Origin of the sequence: Acetobacter zythi, assembly GCF_963921165.1 — a bacterium.
In the GTDB taxonomy this organism is placed as follows: Bacteria; Pseudomonadota; Alphaproteobacteria; order Acetobacterales; family Acetobacteraceae; genus Acetobacter.
Map to the genome: position 1 here is coordinate 13,614 of NZ_CAWUEO010000046.1, position 17,785 is coordinate 31,398.

The window sequence follows — 17,785 nt, forward strand, 5'->3', positions numbered from 1 at the left end:
CCCCATGCGGGGGCCACGGGCGCCTTTACTCCGCTGCCAGCTTTTGCCCTTTAATCGCTGCGGGTTCTGGCCCACCCGTGGCCCAGTCCAGCAGTTCCACCGTATGCACGAACGGCAACCCCGCCTCGCCCGCCAACTGGGTCATGCAGCCAATGTTGCCACTGGCGGCAATCTGGGCCTGCACGGAGCGGATGTTCTTGAGCTTGCGCGCCTTTAGCTCATTGGCAATATCGGGCTGGAGCAGGTTGTACGTGCCTGCCGAGCCGCAACACAGGTAGCCTTCTGGCACGTCCAGCACGGTAAAGCCTGCCTCGCGCAGCAGGTCCTTGGGCTGGTTCACAATCCGCTGGCCATGCTGCATGGAGCACGCGGAGTGGTAAACCACGCGCAGCCCCATGGGAGTGGTGGGCTTTTGCAACCCGATCTCCACCAAAAACTCGGTAATATCGCGCGCCATGGCGGACACGCGCGCGGCCTTGTCCGCCCATGCCGGGTCCAGCCGGAGCGCGTGGCCATACGCCTTGATGGACGTGCCACAGCCCGATGTGTTGATCACAATGGCGTCCAGCCCGTCCGGGCCATCGGCCTCGCGCAGCCATGCGTCAATATTGGCTTTGACCAGTGGCAGGGCCTGTGCCTCGTCCCCCATATGTTCGGCGGGTGCGCCACAGCAGCCAGAGCCTGCGGCCACCACAACCTCTACCCCGTGGCGCTGGAGCAGGCGGATTGTCGCCTCGTTAATGGCGGTATCCAGCACGGTTTGCACGCAGCCATTCAGCAGGGCCACACGTTTGCGCGGTTTGACCGCCTTCCCCCCTTCGGGGGCAGGCAAAAACGTTTGTGGCCGGTCCACCGGGCTTGGGGCAGGCAAGGGGGTGGTTGGCACCATGTCCAGCATGGCGCGCATGGTGCCCGAGAACAGGCCACGGAAAGGCCGCCCCATGCGCCCGCCAAAAATGGCAAGGCGGAACAGGCGGGCATTGGGAATAAGGCGAACCAGCAGTTCGCGCACGGCCCGCTGGAAGAGCGGACGTTTGTAATGCTCCTCCACATATTCGCGCCCGTGGGCGATCAGTTTGGAATATTCCACACCGGATGGGCAAATGGCCTCGCAGGCAAGGCAGGTCAGACAGCGGTCCAGATGTTCGACCGTTCTGGCATCGGGCACGCCGCCTTTTTCGTACATATCCTTCATCAGGAAAATACGGCCACGCGGGCTGTCGTTTTCCTCATGCTTTACGGCGTATGTGGGGCAGCGGGAAAGGCACACGCCGCAATGCACGCAGTTACCAATAATGTCCTTGGCCAACTGCACGTTCGGGTCCGCATCCAGCGCGGCCTGAGGAATATGGCTGAGCATTGGGGCGTCTCCTATGCCTGAACGGTCATGCGGCCGGGGTTGAGAATACCCGCCGGGTCAAAGGCTGTGCGGGTGCGCGCGGCCAGGGCCGCCACACCAGCGCTCACGGGGGGGAACGCGCCAAACTGCGCGCGCACCACATCTGGCGCACGCAGGATGGTGGCGCGCGCGCCTGCCTTTTCCGCCATTTTGCGGTAACGCAGGGTATCCACCTCGGGCTGTACGCCGCGCATGGTGGAGAACACCACACCGCCCGCCCAGTCTACAAAAAAGCGGTTGATGCAGCCTGCCTTGCGCGCCTGCTCCACAAAAGTGGGCATGGTGGTGGCGGGCAGGTTAACGCGCCAGACCAGTTCGTCCGGCTTGGCGTTCAGGCAGTCCAGTTCGCGCACACCGGCCCACAGGGCGTGGCTTTGCGCCTGCTCCAGCACGACCATGCCCCCCCGCGCGGCCAGCAGGCCGTTCAGCACCTGCTGGTTGCCAGCAACACCGGGCACAGTCCCTTCCACACGCACCAGCACCTCGCACGCGCCCGCGGCATTAACCCGGCGGGCCAGACCGCCAATACCCAAGGGGAGCGCGCGCATTCTGGCAAACAGGGCTACGTCCTCCTCCAAGGTGGCGGCGGGCAGGACCAGTGTGACCTCCGCCCGTGGCGCGGGGAGCACCTTGATGGTGAGCATGGTCAGGGCTGCAAGCGTGCCATTGGCCCCGGTCACCAGTTTGCTGATGTCGTAGCCGGTCACGTTCTTCATGGTGCGGCCACCGGCCTTGAACACATCGCCCTGACCGTTCACACCTTCAACACCCAGAACAAAGTCCCGCACGGCCCCGGTTAAGATCCGGCGGGGGCCAGATAGCGCGGTGGACACAGCCCCACCCAGCGTGCTGCGCGCGCCATTGGTGCCATACAGCCCGGCATAGCGTGGGGGTTCAAACGGCAGGTACTGCCCCTTTTGCGCCAGAACCTGCTCCAGATTATCCAGCGTAGCCCCTGCACCTGCGCGGATCACCAGATCATCGGGGTCATAAAAATCAATCTGGTCCAGGGCGCCCAGTTCCAGCACGCGCGGCGCTGCAACCGGGTTGCCCAGCCCCGCGCGTGTGCCGTTGCCGCGCACGACCAGTGGTTCGCCCTTACTGGCCGCGTCCATAAGAATATCCGCAACGTCCTGCGTGGTGGCAGGACGCATGGATGCAATGGTCTGTGTGTCTGTCATGCTTGCAATGCCCTACCAGAATCAAAAACGCGGAACGTCCGCAAAGCGCAGGTTACCGTTGTGCACGTGCATCCGCCCGAACTCCGCGCAGCGGCACAGGGTGGGGAACATCTTGCCCGGATTAAGCAGGTCCTTGGGGTCAAACGCACATTTGACCATCTGCTGCTGCTGCAGATCAATTTCGGTAAACTGGTGGGTCATCAGGTCACGTTTTTCAACGCCAATGCCGTGTTCGCCACTGAGCACGCCGCCTGCATCCACGCAGGCGATCAGCACATCGGCCCCAAATTCCTCAGCTTTTTCCAGATCACCCGGCTTGGCCGCATCGTACATAATGATCGGGTGGAGGTTACCATCCCCCGCATGGAAGCAATTTGCGTAGTCCAGCCCGTATTTTTTGGACATATCCGCCATTTTATTCAGCACCTCGGGCAGCTTGTTGCGCGGGATGGTGCCGTCCGTGCAGTAATAGTCCGGACAGAGCTTGCCAATGGCGGAAAACGCCAGCTTGCGGCTGCTCCATATGCGCTGGCGCTCTTCCTCCGTGGTGCTGACCTTCAGCTCGATCGCCCCCTGCTGGCGCGCCACATCGCTCACCACGCCCACAAGGGCGTCCACCTCGACCGCTGTGCCGTCGAGTTCGCACAGCAGGAGGGCTGCCGTGCGGTCATCGAATTTTTCCTTGATCAGGACCGAAACCGCATCAAGCACCTTGCGGTCCATGAACTCCAGACCAGCGGGAATAACCCCCACGCCAATAATGGCCCCCACGCAGGCGCATGCCTCCTCCACCGAAGGGAAGCTCATGGAAATCACACGCGCAACCTCGGGCACGGGTTCCAGCCGCACGGCAATTTCGGTCACAACAGCCAAAAGCCCTTCGGAGCCTGTGAGTACACCCATAAGGTCCAGCTCGCCTTCGGCGGCACCCAGGTAAGCACCGCCCAGCTCCACCATCTCGCCGGTCATCAGCACGGCCTGTATGCCCAGAATGTGGTTGGCGGTCACACCGTATTTAAGGCAGTGAACACCCCCTGCGTTCTCGGCCACGTTGCCACCAATGGTGGAAATGAGCTGGCTGGACGGGTCGGGCATGTAGCACAGGCCCAAGTGGCTGACGGCCTCGGTAATTTTAATGTTGGGCACACCGGGCTGCACACGCGCCACGCGGTTGTGTTCGTCCACTGCCAGAACATTGCACAGACGCGAGGTTACCAGCAGCACGCCATCCTCCAGCGGCAGGGCGCCACCAGAGAGCGACGTGCCGGACCCGCGCGGCACAATTTTTACACCTTTTTCGTTACAAAAACGCAGAACAGCCTGCACCTCGGCCGCACAGCCGGGCAGCACCACCAGCAACGGCATGGCCATGTAGGCGGTAATACCATCGCACTGGTACGGCCTGCGCTGGGCATCGTCGGAAATAACCCAGTCTTTCCCCACAATCTGGCGCAGGCCATGCGCCAGTGCATCACGCTGGCTGATAATGGCCTGATTGGGTTCGGGCATCTGCATTCTTGTTCTCTTTCATACTGCGTTGCCGCGTCATGGAAGAAAAAAGGCAGAGCACCTGCCTCCTTTGCTCCGTCCGCCAGTGGCGCCGTGTTGTGGTGTTATAACAACATTATCGCGCTAATGAAACGGATGGAGCGGATGACAGCAATAGAACCTGTTCTGCGTCAAGCGCAGCCCTATCAGGCTGCTGCCGTGGTTTCCCCCAACTGCGCCAAAGGCTGCATGAGCAGATGGTTGTGCGAGTAGTCCACCGGCACGGCAATAACGACCGGGCCTTCCACATCCATTGCCGTGCGCAGGGCCTGACGCACTCCGTCCTCCGTTGTGGCTGTAATGCCTTTTGCCCCGCAGGCTTCTGCATATTTTGCAAAATCTATGGGACCAAAATGCACGCCTGAGCCACGGCCATACTTCTTCTGCTCCTGAATTTCGACCATATTGTAAGCCTGATCGATCCAGACCATATGGATCAGGTTGCACTTCAGGCGCACGGCTGTCTCCAGCTCCATGCTCGACATCATGAACCCGCCATCGCCAGAAATGGAAACAACTTTTTGCGATGGGTTCACAAGGCTTGCCGCAATCCCCCATGGCAGGCCCACACCCATGGTCTGCTGCCCGTTGCTGATCAGCACCTGACGGGCACGGAAGGACAGCAGGTAGCGTGCGAGCCAGATATGGAAGGTGCCCATATCCAGGCACAACGTCATGTCCGGGGTTACAAACTGTTCAAGCTCACGCACGATCTGGAGCGGGTGGACGGCGGTGTTGCTGCTGCTGCGCGCATTGAGCAGGGCCGTACTCCGGGCTTTTTTATACCCTTCCAGCACGGCTTCCAGTTCTGGCGCACGGGCAAGCCCACCCGCTTTGTGGCCAAGACCTGCAAGGCTGAGGCTGATATCGCCAATCAGTTCAAGGGCGGGAACAAAGGCGTTGTCCAGTTCGGCGGCCACAATATCAACATTGATAATCTGGCGCGCGTCATTCACGTTCCACAGCCACGGGTCGTATTCCACCGGGTTGTAGCCCACAGCCACCACCACATCGGCCTCGTGCAGCAACTGGTCCCCGTGCTGGTTGCGGAACAGGCCAATACGCCCGCCAAAGCGGTCCACCAGCTCTTCGGACACAGCACCCGCAGCCTGATACGTGCCCACAACCGGCACGCCGGTCTGTTTGACAAAGGCGCGCACAGCCTCCGCCACATCCGGGCGGCTGGCCAGCATACCCAGCAGCATGACCGGGCGTTTGGCGTTTTTGAGCAAAGAGGCCGCTTCGGCCACCACATCGGCCGGAGCGCCCCCCATACGTGGGGCCAGACGGTCCGCCAGAACCGGCGCGTTGGCAGGCATGGACAGCACATCCATGGGCGTGCTGACAAATGCCGCACCCGGCCGCCCACTTTCTGCAAAGCGGAAAGCGTTGGCCATCACTTCGGAAATAGCGGTGGGGGTGGTCAGTTCCACGCTGTATTTGGTAACAGGGCGGAACAGGCTGACCGTATCCATGGTCTGGTGGGTCAGTTTAAGCCGGTCCGCCAGCTTGACCGCCCCCCCAATGGCCAGAACGGGGTCCCCTTCCGAATTGGCGGTGGCAAGCCCGGTAATAAAGTTGGAGGCACCAGGGCCAGATGTTGCAATGCACACCCCGGCCTTGCCGGTAATACGGCCAAGTCCACCAGCAATAAACGCGGCGTTCTGCTCATGCCGGGTGACAACCGTCTCGATCGAGGAATCGACCAGCGCGTCAAACAGGCGGTCCACCTTGGCGCCGGGAATACCAAACACATGGGTAATGCCATGCGCTTCCAGATTTTTGACAATAAGCTCCGCACCGCATTGTGCAGTGGTGTCCGCCATTTTGGTCATTGTAGTTAAAACCCTTAGGTCAGGCGGGGTTGCGGGGGAAAAGACGCGCAACAACCCCGTATCGTTCAAACAGAAACTTGAGGTCTGGCCAGTAACGTGTCAGCCGCCTTCGGCAATGCGAATGGCTTCACTCAGGCTTTCGGGGTTCAGGTTGGCTTGCGCGAACTGCTTTGTGCGCGGCAACTGCACCTGAAGGTCGGCAATACTGGCCACTTCCAGCATGCCTTTAACAATCTTATATTCGGTTACATGCCCGCCGCGCTTATGGTCCTCGGACAAAAAGTGCAGGTGGTAGCCCGCAACATTCACACCCTGCATGTAAACCGGAGTGCGGAAGCCGATCATGGTCCCGCTGACCGATTCCATGGTGAAGGTTGGCTGTTTTTTAACCACCTCAAGCATATGCGGGTAAGGCTGGCACTGGCAGAACACCGTGCGTGTATCCACCCGCTCGAACAGGCCGGTAAAGCGCACTGCGCCAAACAGGTTGGGGTTGCCCAGCAGGTGGTCGACCAGTTCCTCAAAACTTTCCTTGTCCTTGGGGGTATCGACCGTCACATTCTTTTCGGGTTCAAAATACGTTACGCAGGCAAAGGGAGTTTTAAGGGAGCCGGGCACTTCTGCTGCCAGCCCTTCCGCACGGAACTGGCGCACAACGCCGTCCGTTACAATCATCTCGCCATCAAGGGAGTTAAAGGTGCCAAGGCCGAAGTTGCCGTGCTGGAGCAGTTCGTCCAGTGTGGTTTCCCCATCGTACACCGCGTCCAGCAGGGCAGCCATGGTGGAGGTCTGGTAAAGGCGGTTGACCGGGGGCTTACCCACAACCCCGTTCCCCAAGGCTGCGGACCGTAGGTCTATATCCGCTACCGGCTGCTTTACCATGTGTAACACTCCTTCAAACGCCTGCTGGCCCAAATCATCTGACGCAGATGTTATAACGGCTTGAAGCAGTCTTCCAATATATCTTGGCGGTGTTATCCATATCGGATATGTATGGGTTATGGACATCCGACACCTGCGCTATTTTGTTACCGTGGCCGAACATGGCTCCATTACCCGCGCGGCCGAAGCGCTGGGCATGGAGCAGCCCCCCCTTAGCCAGCAGATCCGCCAGCTTGAAAAAAACCTTGGCGTGGTGCTGTTCGAACGCTTAACGCGCGGCGTAAAGCTGACCGACATAGGCGCGGTATTGCTCCCGCGCGCCAAAACCATTCTAGAATTGCAAGCGCAGTTCCTCTCTACCGCCCAGGGTCTGGCCCGTGGGGAGATGGGGCATATCCGCCTTGGGCTTGCGGGGGCTGTCTCGCTTTTGCCGGTTATCCCGTTCACGATCCGTCGGTTCCGGGAAATGGCCCCTGATGTCACGATTTTTCTGGAAGAGAGCAATACGCCCTCGCTCTGCACCGCCTTGCATGAACCCAGCGTGGACATTGCCATTGTGCGCCCGCCCGTGCCCGACCCCGTGCGGCTTTCGGTCTTCCACCTGCTGGACGAACCCACGGTGATTGCCCTCCCCCGTGGGCACGAACTGGCGGACACGCCCGTGATCAGTCTGGACATGGTGGCAAAAGACCCGCTGATTATCTTCCCCCGTGAATTGGGGCCGGGTTTTCATGATGCCATTCTGTCGGCTTATCAGGTGGCGGGGGTAACGCCGGTCATGGGGCAGCAGGCCCCCCAGATTGCAGGCACCATTCCGCTGGTAGCCGCAGGGCTTGGGGTTTCGGTTGTGCCACGCTCACTCAGCCAGATCCATGCAGGGGGTGTGACCTTCCATACCATTAGCGAACCCGCCCCCCGCGCCACATTGGCTGTGGCCATACGCGCGGGGCAGAACATGCCACTGGTTGCCCGCTTTGCCGGTGTGCTGCGCACTGCCTGCCGCAAATGGACAAACCGCCAGCCAGAGCAGGACTTTTTTGATCTGGAGTAACCCCCACCGCCCCGGCGTGGAACGGACCTAAAAAGCGTATTCCCTTGCATCCGCCACGGCCCTGAGCACAAAAAACGTGCGGGTCTGGCGCACATGGGGCTGAACACTCAGCACATCGGCATGGAAGCGGTCAAAACCTTCCATATCGCTCACACGGATTTTTAGAAAATAATCAAAATCCCCGGCCACAAGGTAGCAATCCAGCACGGCGGGCTGTGCGGCCATTGCGGCCTCAAACGTAGGAAAGCTGTCGGCAGCGCGCTCCAGCACAACCCCGACCAGCACAACCATGCCCAGCCCCACCCTGCTGGCGTTCACCTTGGCTTGCACGGCGGAAATATAACCCTCATCAAACAACCGCTGCACCCGGCGGTGGCATGTGGCGGGGCTGACCTGCACCCTGTCTGCCAGATCCGTGTTGTGGATGCGCCCGTTATTTTGCAACAGACGCAAAATCTGCCGGTCCGTCTTGTCCAGACAGTTTTCCATGGAACCCTGCTCTCCAATTACCCAAATATATGAAATTTTGTTATTTGTTTTTCATTAAAAAAGAAATATTCCATCGCCATAGCTCTTTTTTTTGAATGAAAGACTATCTGCATTGCCGCACACCATTTCATAATCACATCTGGATGCACAAGAGCAAAAATGAGCAGGCATGCCCTGTGCATCTTACGGAAAAGCAATAAAACCATTTGCCGCATCAGGCGGATTTTGTTTAATTTTATATAAGTTACAAAAGGACTTACGCACCGCCCGGTTTATTGCACACCAGCAACAGACCTCCACCATATGCAGCACGGTTACACACCGTAACACCCCACCAAGCCCGTTCCCGCCCCAGCCCGGAGACAGACCACTTTGAGCATGAATGCACCCCCACCCTCCGATGCCCCAGCGGGCCAGACGGCGGAAGGTTACCGGCAGGGTCTGGGCAAACGACAGATCCAGATGATTTCCATTGGAGGGGCCATTGGCACCGGCCTGTTTTTGGGGGCGGGCAGCCGGTTGCAGGCGGTGGGGCCATCCCTTGCCATTGTTTATCTGGTCTGTGGGGTTTTTTCCTTCCTTATGCTCCGCGCATTGGGGGAACTGGTTATGTACCGCCCCACCAGTGGCAGCTTTGTATCCTACGCGCAGGAGTTTTTGGGGAGCAGGGCATCCTATGTTGCGGGTGCTCTCTCCTTCTTCAGTTGGGCCATGACTGGCATTGTCGATATTACCGCCGTGGCCCTTTACATGCATTTCTGGGGTGTTTTTGCCTCTGTTCCGCAGTGGGTCATGGCGCTTATGGCGCTGGTCGTTATTACCTGCATGAACCTGATTGGCGTTAAATGGTTTGGGGAGATGGAGTTCTGGTTCTCCATCGTCAAAATTATGGCCCTGCTGGCTTTTCTGGTCGTGGGTACGGCCATTCTGGGCTTGCGGGTGCCGGTGGACGGGCACGCCACGGGCTTGCAGTTGATTACCGAACATGGCGGGCTGTTCCCGCACGGCATGCTGCCAGCCCTTGTGCTTATTCAGGGCGTTGTGTTCGCCTATTACGGGATTGAGATGATCGGCACCGCCGCGGGCGAGTGCAAAAACGTGCGCGAGGTCCTTCCCTCCGCCATTAACAACGTGATCTGGCGGATCATGATTTTTTATGTCGGCACGGTCACGCTACTGGTTCTGCTGCTGCCGTGGTCAGCCTATCAGGCCGGGGTCAGCCCGTTTGTCACCTTCTTCTCCCGCCTTGGCGTGCCGGGGGTTGATTCGCTCATGAACATGGTCGTGCTGACCGCCGCCCTGTCCAGCCTGAACTCGGGCCTGTATTCCACCGGCCGGGTCCTGCGCGCACTGGCCATAAACGGCACCGCCCCACGCTACCTTGCCCATATGAACCGGCAGGCCGTGCCTGCGGCTGCCATTTTAACAACGGTGGCCATCTATCTGGTGGGGGTGGGGCTGAATTACCTCCTGCCCTCCCAGATTTTTGAAATTGTTCTGAACATGGCCTCCATAGGCATTGTCAGCACATGGTGTTTTATTCTGCTCTGCCAGATCAAGCTGCGGCAGGCCATTCGCGCGGGGCGTATTGCCCCCACGGGTTTTGCCATGCCGGGCGCGCCCTTTACCGCATGGCTGACCATTGCCTTTTTTGCCAGCATTCTGGGACTGATGTTGTTTGACTACCCTACGGGCACCTACTCCATTCTGGCCATTCCCGTGCTCGCCGCCCTGCTGTTTGCAGGCTGGAAGGCCGCAAGCCACACACCGCTTAACACGGTCCCCCAGACCATACCCTCGGCCGAGTTGACTGATGATGCCGATTTTACCCCTCCCCGCAACGCGGACTAGGCAGGCAGGGCGTGTAGCCCGTAACCGCCTCCCCTGCCAGCGCCTCTGCCTTGCAGGCCCCATTACGCACAAAAAAGGGGAGCCATTTGCGGCTCCCCTTTGTGTTTCTGGCTACAGAATTCAGTAACCCGGAGGATACGGCACCGGGGCGGGAGCCACCGGATAAGCCCCATAAGCCGGGTAAGCGGGGTACGGTGTTGCCACCGGGTAGGGCGCAACCGGGTAGGCGCCGCCCGTAATCACGTTGGAAATAATGCCGGTTGCCACAGCCGCCAGCAAAAAGCTGCCGCCATAGCTGATCCAGCGATAACCCGGCGGGGGCGCATACAGGCCACGGTAGCCGCGCCAGTTATCCACAAAAATACCGCCGCCGTCATAGCGGTCGCCAGAGCGCCACATGCCGCCATGCGGGCCGCCGCGTGGACCACCACCCCAGCCACCGCCGGGGCCACCCGGCCCACCACGAAAATGGCCGCCACCCGGCCCCCGGCCGGGACCACCACCGGGACCACCGCCCGGTCCGCCACCGGGGCCGCCGCCATGACCACCCCCGCCCGGACCACCGGGGCCACGCTGCGCATGTGCCGCAAGCGGAGCCGCTGCCAGAACCAGCCCCATAAGGACCGCCATCGAACGTTTTGCCTTGAAGATCATATGCAATCTCCTTCCTTCTTCCGCCATTGAGCCTACCAAGATGTGGCGGAAGTTTGTCGATATCATAGCCGTTTGACGTTGGGCTTAATCTGGCCTGCCAGCCCGGTGGTACGGGTGGCCCGCAGCAATGGCCTGTGCGCGGTAAACCTGCTCAACCAGCATAATCCGCACCAGCATATGCGGCCATGTGAGCGTACCAAAAGACAGCGTGGAATCCGCCCGTTGCAAAACGGAACCATCCAGCCCTTCCGCCCCGCCAATAACAAAGCAGGGGGTGCGCCCCGCATCCTGCCATGTGGCAAGGGCTGAGGCAAAAGCAACGCTGCTATAGGTGCGCCCGCCCTCATCAAGCGCCACAACATGGCTCTGGGGCGGACAGGCGGCCAGAATGGCCTGTGCCTCCCGCCGCTTGATCTCATCCGGGCTGCCGCGTCCGTCGGGCAGTTCCACAATATCCAGCGCGGGCCGCAGGCGTTTGAGGTACCGCTCCACCAGCGCGCGCTCGGACTTGTCCTTCATACGCCCCACCGCAACAAGCCTCATAACAGGCTCCTGTGGCGGTGGGGCGGTGTGTTTTGCAAACCGAACACCAGCACTTACAGACGGGTCACGCCGTCTTCGTTGCTTTCATCCAGTTCCGCGCCCCACATTTTTTCCAGACCGTACAGCGCGCGCGCTTCGGGTTTGAACAGGTGGACCACAATATCGCCCGTATCAAGCAGCACCCAGTCGGACCCATTGGCCCCTTCAACCAGTATGCGCTTGATGCCAATATCGCGCAGTTTACGCTCAATATGCTGCGCCATGGCTGCAATCTGGCGGTCGGCCAGACCTGTGGCGATCACCATTTTATCAGCAAAGGAGGCACGGCCGGCAAGGTTGATCACAACAAGGTCTTCCGCCTTGTCATCTTCCAGACTGGTGGTGATCAGCTCAAGGGACTGTTCCAGCAGGTCCGGGTCCACCGCCTCGCGCTTGATGGGGGCTTTTGGCCCTGCGGCGGCTGCTTTTTTACGAACAGAACCGGGGGCTGCCGCCGCTCCGGGAACTGCGGCGGCGCGGGTGGCGGCCGCACGGCCCCCACGAGCGGTGGCCGTGGACGTGCGGGCGCGTGCGGGCGTCTCGGCGGGTGGTTTGGTGGTTATGACCGTTCTCCTGAAAACTAAATACTCTATGGGGTGGTGGGCTGATCCGTGGTGGCGTCAAACCCGCCCCGCTGACGAATGGCTGTTGCAGATATACTGTTTTGTGCCCCCGGAAGGAAAGCCCAAGCTGGGGGAGAAAGTGTGGCAAGCCGTGCGGCCTGCCGTGCAGGCACACGCCAACGGGCCAGATACTGCGCGGCCAGCCCGCCCAAAGCCCGCACATTCTGCCCCGGACGGGGAAAAACCGCCACAGGCACATGGCGCACCAGTTGGTGCCAGTGCTTCCAGCGTGGCAGGGTGACCAGACCATCCGCCCCCATCAGCCATACAAACCGCACATGAGGAAAGCGGGCCTTAAGCCGGACCAGCGTGTCCACCGTGTAACGGGTGCCGAGTCGGGCCTCCAGATCGGTGGCCACAATCTTGCGCCCATCGGCTAATTGGCGCGCAGTGGCCAGCCGTGCGGAAAAAGACGCCATTTCCCGCCCAACCTTGAGCGGATTGCCCGGAGAAACCATAAGCCAGACCTGATCAAGCCGCAGTTCCAGCAAGGCCCGCCGCGCTATGGCCTGATGCCACCTGTGCGCGGGATTGAACGACCCGCCCAACAGGCCCACCCGGCTGTGGCGGTTATCCCCCCATGTGGGAATCTGGCTCCCCGCCGGGTAAACCACACCACGTTGTGTGGCCAGTCCATCTGATGCGGGCAGAACCTGCCCCGGCACCTGCTGGGGCAGGGCATCCCCCCGAACAGGGCCAGACGGGCCAGAGCGGGTGCGCCGCACCTGCATGTTGTGCGGCGGCCTGCTCAGGAGCGAACCTGACCGCTGCCAATCACCTCGTACCGGAAGGTTGTCAGCTGCTCCACGCCCACCGGCCCACGCGCATGGAAGCGGCCTGTGGCAATGCCAATTTCCGCACCAAAGCCAAACTCCCCGCCATCGCAGAACTGGGTGGAGGCATTCCACATGACCACGGCACTGCTCACACCGTTCATAAACCGGGCAGCTACGGCTTCGTCCGCCGTTACAATGGCTTCGGTGTGGGATGAGCCAAAGCGGGCAATATGGTCGAGTGCTTCGTCCACACCATCCACCACGGCCACGTTCAGCACCGCATCCAGCCACTCGGTGGCAAAGTCTTTTTCGGTCCCCGCTGGCAGGTCGGGCATGATCTGCCTTGCCCCGGCATCGGCCTTGAAGGTGCAGCCCTGTTCCGCCAGATCCGCCACAATCTGGGGCAGCAGAACGGAGGCAATGGCGGCATCTATCAGCAGGGTTTCGGTTGCGCCACAAATGCCCACGCGGCGCATTTTGGCGTTGAGCACAATCCGGCGCGCCATGGCGTGGTCGGCGGCGGAATGGACGTAGGTGTGGCACAACCCTTCCGCATGGGCGAGTACGGGCACGCGGGCCTCGCGCTGCACACGCTCCACCAAAGAGCGGCCACCACGCGGAATAATCAGGTCCACAAGGCCTGCTGCGGTCAGCATGTCCGCTACGTGTTTGCGGTCGGCATCTGGCGCGATCAGCACCGAATCCTCCGGCAGGCCCGCATTGCGCAGGCCGGTCTGCATGGCGGCATGAATGGCGCGCGCGCTATGCAGGCTTTCCGAGCCACCACGCAGCAGCACCGCATTGCCGGACTTTATGCACAGCCCGGCGGCATCGGCCCCCACATTGGGCCTGCTCTCGTAAATAACGCCAATTACGCCAACGGCGGTCGCCACCTTGCGAATACGCAGGCCATTGGGGCGGGACCATTCCTCCAGCACCTGCCCCACGGGGTCGGGCAGGTCGGCAATGTCTTCCAGCCCACGGGCCATGGCCTCTACCCGCTCGGGGGTTAAGGTCAGGCGGTCACGGAACGCATCATTGGCGGTGGAGGCGGCAAGGTCGCGCGCATTGGCCTGCAAAATAGCGGCAGCGGATTCGCGCAGGGCGCTGGCCGCAGCCCACAGGGCTTTGTCACGCTCGGAGGAAGAACTTTGCGCCAGCGTGCGCGCGGCCAGTCTGGCCCTGTGCGCCAGATCGTGCATGGAGCAAGGCGATGGCACACCCTGTGCTGGTGCGCACGTATCCGCCGTGGCCGTCTGCTGCCGACTGTCTTCCTCCGTATTCATGCTGGCGTCCCTTATCTCCATTGTCCTGTTTTCTTTTTGTCGTGTGTGGTCCGCCCCCATGGGCGGACCTGTTATGCGCTTTAGAGTGCCGTATCAGACATTAAAGCGGAAGAGCAGAACGTCACCATCCTGCACCACGTATTCGCGGCCTTCAATGCGCAGGCGGCCTGCTTCCTTCGCACCTGCTTCCCCATTATATCGGACATAATCGTCAAATGCGATGGTTTCGCAGGCAATAAAGCCGCGCTCGAAATCATTGTGAATAACCGCTGCCGCCTGCGGAGCCTTGGTGCCGACCGTAATGGTCCATGCCCGTGCTTCCTTGGGGCCTACGGTAAAGTAGGTGCTCAGGCCCAGCAGTTTGTAGCCTGCGGCAATCACGCGGTCCAAACCGCTATCATTCAGGCCCAGACCTTCAAGGAACTCGCGGCGTTCCTCGTTTTCAAGCTGGCTGACCTCGGCTTCAATGGCGGCGGAAACAATAACGACCGCAGCACCTTCGGCCGCGGCCTTGGCCTTCACTTTTTCGGAGAACGCATTGCCGTTGGCTGCAGAGTCCTCGTCCACGTTGCACACATACAACACGGGCTTGCTGGTCATGAGTTGCAGGCGGCGGACGGTTTCCTCCTCCCCTGCGGGAATGGCGGTGCGCGCGGGGCGGCCATCGCGCAGGGCAGCCAGAATGGGGGTCATGACCTCAATCTGGGCCACGGCTTCACCATCACGGTTGCGCGCGCGCTTTTCCAGTGCTGGCAGGCGCTTTTCCAGCGAGTCCAGATCAGCCAGCATCAGCTCGGTTTCAATAATTTCCGCATCACGCACGGGGTCTACGCCCCCTTCAACATGCGTGATGTCGTCATCTTCAAAACAGCGCAGGACGTGGATAATGGCATCCACCTCGCGGATGTTGGCGAGGAACTGGTTGCCCAGCCCTTCCCCCTTGGAGGCCCCGCGCACAAGGCCCGCAATATCCACAAACTCAAGGCTTGTGGGCACTTCACGCTGGGACTTGCCAATAGCGACCAGCTTGTCCAGCCGGGGGTCTGGCACGGCCACGCGGCCCACGTTCGGCTCGATCGTGCAGAACGGGTAGTTGGCGGCCTGCGCCGTGGCCGTGGCCGTAAGCGCGTTGAACAGGGTGGACTTGCCCACATTGGGCAGACCAACAATACCGCAGTTAAAACCCATCAGCCCTTGCTCCCTTGTGGCAGTGCAACCTTGGTCATAAACCGGTCGGCATGCCCATCCGCCAGCAGGGGGGCGGCATCGGCCATGCTTTCAAGCATGGGGTCGAGCCAGTCCTGCTGGTCTGTTTGTGTAAAATTACCAAGCACCCAGCCATGCACCCGTTCCTTGGCGCCGGGGTGGCCTATGCCAATACGGACACGCCAGTAATCGGGTGTGCCCAGCATTTTGTCTGTCGAGCGCAGACCGTTATGGCCCGCAGCCCCGCCGCCACGCTTGATGCGCAGCCTGCCCGGCTCCAGATCCAGCTCATCATGGAAAAGCGTTATCTGCTCGGGGGCTATTTTGTAAAAAGCCGCAGCTTCCTGCACGCTCTCGCCCGAGCGGTTCATGTAGGTCATGGGCAGCAGCGCCAGCACCTTGTGGCTGCCTATGCGGCCTTCGGCCACCTCACCCTTGAAGCGGTTGCGCCAGGGGGAAAAACCATACCGGGCGGCAATGGCCTCGACCGCCATAAAGCCGACATTGTGCCGGTGCCGGCGCATGGAGGACTCGGGGTTGCCCAGTCCGACCCAGAGCAGCATTGCGGATTCTGCCTTGTGTTTATGAACAGAAAGGGGGGCACATGCGCCTGCACGTGCCCCCGCGTTCCGTTCAGCCTCGGATGACGTAAACTTCCAATCAGGAAGCGTCAGCACCTTCTGCCGGAGTGGTGTCAACCAGCGGTGCCGCAATGGATGCAACCACGAAGTTGGCTTCGTGGGAGACCGGGGTGGCGCCAGCGGTGCCCTGCACATCGTCCCAACGCACGTTGTCGTTGATGTCGAGCTTGGTCAGGTCAACGGTGAAGAACTCGGGAATATTTTCCGCGGCCACTTCCACGTCAACCGTGTGACGCACGATGTTGAGCATGCCACCACGCTTGATGCCGGGGGATTTTTCTTCACCCACAAAGTGCACGGCCACTTCAACATGCACGCGCGAGCCAGCGGCCAGACGCAGGAAGTCGATATGGATGGGCGAATCCTTGACCGGGTGGAGCTGCACGTCACGCACCAGAGCGCGTTCGGTCTTGCCGCCTTCGATCTTGATGTCATACACGCGTGAGCGCCAGCCAGAGGTCTGGATCGCTTTGACAACCAGACGCGGGTCAAGCGCGATCAGCGTGGATTCCTGCTTGCCGCCGTACACAACGCCGGGCACCAGACCATCACGCCTCGTCGCACGCGCTGCCCCCTTACCAGCCTTCGCGCGCGATGAAGCTTCGATTGTTGTAATTTTGGACACCTTGACTTCTCCTGAAAAACTTGAGCACGCAAGCCTCCAGGGGTGCCTGCGCGGTGAGTGCGGCCTTACAGCAAAACCCCGCCACAAGCAAGGTCCGCCTACCCAGCCGCCACCTTTCTCCCGCCCTGTGCCCTGCGTGGCACACCCCGGCCACACCCGATGGCAAGCAGACCGCCCCGCACCACGGGAGCGAGAAACAGGGAGGCCTGCTCGGTTAGGCGGTTTTCAGGGTTTTAATTTCAGGCTGTCTTTATCCGCAACAAAATAGGTGTGGCCGCTGATCTGCCGCCATGCTTCCTCGGGGATCGCATTTCTGTGCAGTTGTTCTGGCCCGACCAGCGCTTCCAGATTGAAAAACTGTAGATTGAAGATCATGCCGACCGTTTTATGGAAATCCTCCCGACCGAACCGGCGCACATGGTCTTCCTGATGGAAGCGACGCCTTCTTTCTTCCGGGGAGAGAGGCGTCAGATCGCTTTCGTAGTAACCATCATGGATGGGAACGCAGAAAATATGCTTGCCGCCGGGTTTGAGGGTGCGATGGAGATGATACAGAACGGCCGTCTCGTTGCAGAGCAGATGCTCCATAACGTGTGAGTGCAGGACAATATCATAGACATTCGAGGGCAGACTTTCTGCTTCCTCGACCAGATCCAATCTCTTGGTTTCAAGAACAGGCGCGTAACCAGCCGGATTGATGTCAAACGCTTCGTACCCTGCCCCGACAATCTGCTTGATGAAGAGGCCGATACCTTTTTCCGGCGCGAGGTGCATCACGCGAAGCCCGGGCTTGATCCAGCCTGTGGCGTCCAGAATGGTCTTGAGGATACGCGTGCGCTCCATAGCGCCACAATCCGCACAGCGGGCTGCGGGGCGACCATTGAAATCCTGAATATTGTGCCCACCGCAGACATTGCAAGTTAACATACGCATCCTCTGTTCATGTAAAATACTGAATATTCATATGGGCTGCGTCCTGTAGGAGCACCGGCCCTCGATTAGGTTAGAGGTTACCAGTAGGCCGCAGGTAGGCAGAATAATAGTGAAATTTATGGCGGCCAGCCCTTCCAGCGTCAAGAGGTGCCTCCCGCTTTGCAGGCAGGGGCAGACGCCATGAATCCGACCCGAGAAAAGACGGATTTATGGGCAAGGTTAC

18 protein-coding genes are annotated in these 17,785 nt (G+C 60.4%); 3 read left to right on the forward strand and 15 right to left on the reverse strand.

Annotation, left to right across the window (positions count from 1 at the left end; all coding sequences use genetic code 11):
- Window positions 1-25 precede the first annotated feature (25 nt).
- The 5 genes from glcF to budA form a co-directional block, all read right to left on the reverse strand.
- Complete coding sequence (gene glcF / locus AABE20_RS12810; protein WP_338333431.1) at window positions 26-1,360, reverse strand: glycolate oxidase subunit GlcF; 1,335 nt, start codon at window positions 1,358-1,360, stop codon at window positions 26-28.
- An 11-nt stretch (window positions 1,361-1,371) separates the two neighbouring features.
- Entirely contained in the window at window positions 1,372-2,580 is a 1,209-nt protein-coding gene (locus AABE20_RS12815) for an FAD-binding protein (RefSeq protein WP_338333432.1), read from the reverse strand.
- Between the two features lie 21 nt (window positions 2,581-2,601).
- On the reverse strand, window positions 2,602-4,095 hold the full coding sequence (locus AABE20_RS12820; protein WP_338333433.1) for an FAD-linked oxidase C-terminal domain-containing protein: 1,494 nt from the start codon (window positions 4,093-4,095) through the stop codon (window positions 2,602-2,604).
- A gap of 179 nt (window positions 4,096-4,274) precedes the next feature.
- Entirely contained in the window at window positions 4,275-5,963 is a 1,689-nt protein-coding gene (alsS, locus tag AABE20_RS12825) for an acetolactate synthase AlsS (protein ID WP_338333434.1), read from the reverse strand.
- A gap of 99 nt (window positions 5,964-6,062) precedes the next feature.
- A complete protein-coding gene (gene budA / locus AABE20_RS12830) occupies window positions 6,063-6,845 on the reverse strand; it encodes an acetolactate decarboxylase (protein ID WP_338333435.1) in 783 nt (260 codons plus the stop codon).
- Window positions 6,846-6,963: 118 nt separating this feature from the next.
- On the opposite strand from budA, the gene AABE20_RS12835 reads away from it, so the two are divergent.
- Window positions 6,964-7,896: a LysR family transcriptional regulator gene (locus tag AABE20_RS12835; RefSeq protein WP_165992512.1), complete on the forward strand. Its 933-nt coding sequence runs from the start codon at window positions 6,964-6,966 to the stop codon at window positions 7,894-7,896.
- A gap of 27 nt (window positions 7,897-7,923) precedes the next feature.
- On the opposite strand, the gene AABE20_RS12840 is transcribed toward AABE20_RS12835, so the two are convergent.
- Complete coding sequence (locus AABE20_RS12840; RefSeq protein ID WP_338333436.1) at window positions 7,924-8,385, reverse strand: Lrp/AsnC family transcriptional regulator; 462 nt, start codon at window positions 8,383-8,385, stop codon at window positions 7,924-7,926.
- 378 nt (window positions 8,386-8,763) lie between these two features.
- Between AABE20_RS12840 and AABE20_RS12845 the strand changes: the two genes are divergently transcribed.
- Window positions 8,764-10,236 carry an amino acid permease gene (locus tag AABE20_RS12845; protein WP_338333437.1) on the forward strand — a complete coding sequence of 491 codons (1,473 nt, stop codon included), beginning with the start codon at window positions 8,764-8,766 and terminating at the stop codon, window positions 10,234-10,236.
- 120 nt (window positions 10,237-10,356) lie between these two features.
- On the opposite strand, the gene AABE20_RS12850 is transcribed toward AABE20_RS12845, so the two are convergent.
- The 8 genes from AABE20_RS12850 to AABE20_RS12885 form a co-directional block, all read right to left on the reverse strand.
- Window positions 10,357-10,890, reverse strand: coding sequence for an RcnB family protein (locus AABE20_RS12850; protein WP_338333438.1), 534 nt, complete (start codon window positions 10,888-10,890; stop codon window positions 10,357-10,359).
- Between the two features lie 84 nt (window positions 10,891-10,974).
- Window positions 10,975-11,433, reverse strand: coding sequence for a 23S rRNA (pseudouridine(1915)-N(3))-methyltransferase RlmH (locus tag AABE20_RS12855; RefSeq protein ID WP_338333439.1), 459 nt, complete (start codon window positions 11,431-11,433; stop codon window positions 10,975-10,977).
- 53 nt (window positions 11,434-11,486) lie between these two features.
- A complete protein-coding gene (gene rsfS, locus AABE20_RS12860; RefSeq protein WP_338333521.1) occupies window positions 11,487-11,870 on the reverse strand; it encodes a ribosome silencing factor in 384 nt (127 codons plus the stop codon).
- 191 nt (window positions 11,871-12,061) lie between these two features.
- Window positions 12,062-12,826 (reverse strand): nicotinate-nucleotide adenylyltransferase, encoded by a 765-nt coding sequence (locus AABE20_RS12865; protein ID WP_338333440.1) that lies wholly within the window; start codon window positions 12,824-12,826, stop codon window positions 12,062-12,064.
- A 17-nt stretch (window positions 12,827-12,843) separates the two neighbouring features.
- Window positions 12,844-14,157, reverse strand: coding sequence for a glutamate-5-semialdehyde dehydrogenase (locus AABE20_RS12870; protein WP_408740964.1), 1,314 nt, complete (start codon window positions 14,155-14,157; stop codon window positions 12,844-12,846).
- A 93-nt stretch (window positions 14,158-14,250) separates the two neighbouring features.
- Entirely contained in the window at window positions 14,251-15,345 is a 1,095-nt protein-coding gene (ychF, locus tag AABE20_RS12875) for a redox-regulated ATPase YchF (protein ID WP_338333441.1), read from the reverse strand.
- On the reverse strand, window positions 15,345-15,926 hold the full coding sequence (gene pth, locus AABE20_RS12880) for an aminoacyl-tRNA hydrolase (RefSeq protein WP_338333442.1): 582 nt from the start codon (window positions 15,924-15,926) through the stop codon (window positions 15,345-15,347). Before pth ends, ychF begins: the two co-directional genes overlap by 1 nt.
- Window positions 15,927-16,023: 97 nt before the next feature.
- A complete protein-coding gene (locus AABE20_RS12885) occupies window positions 16,024-16,629 on the reverse strand; it encodes a 50S ribosomal protein L25/general stress protein Ctc (RefSeq protein WP_338333443.1) in 606 nt (201 codons plus the stop codon).
- 53 nt (window positions 16,630-16,682) lie between these two features.
- Between AABE20_RS12885 and AABE20_RS12890 the strand changes: the two genes are divergently transcribed.
- Window positions 16,683-16,847 carry a hypothetical protein gene (locus AABE20_RS12890; protein WP_338333444.1) on the forward strand — a complete coding sequence of 55 codons (165 nt, stop codon included), beginning with the start codon at window positions 16,683-16,685 and terminating at the stop codon, window positions 16,845-16,847.
- 7 nt (window positions 16,848-16,854) lie between these two features.
- On the opposite strand, the gene AABE20_RS12895 is transcribed toward AABE20_RS12890, so the two are convergent.
- Window positions 16,855-17,472 carry a methyltransferase domain-containing protein gene (locus AABE20_RS12895; RefSeq protein ID WP_338333445.1) on the reverse strand — a complete coding sequence of 206 codons (618 nt, stop codon included), beginning with the start codon at window positions 17,470-17,472 and terminating at the stop codon, window positions 16,855-16,857.
- Window positions 17,473-17,785: the final 313 nt, after the last annotated feature.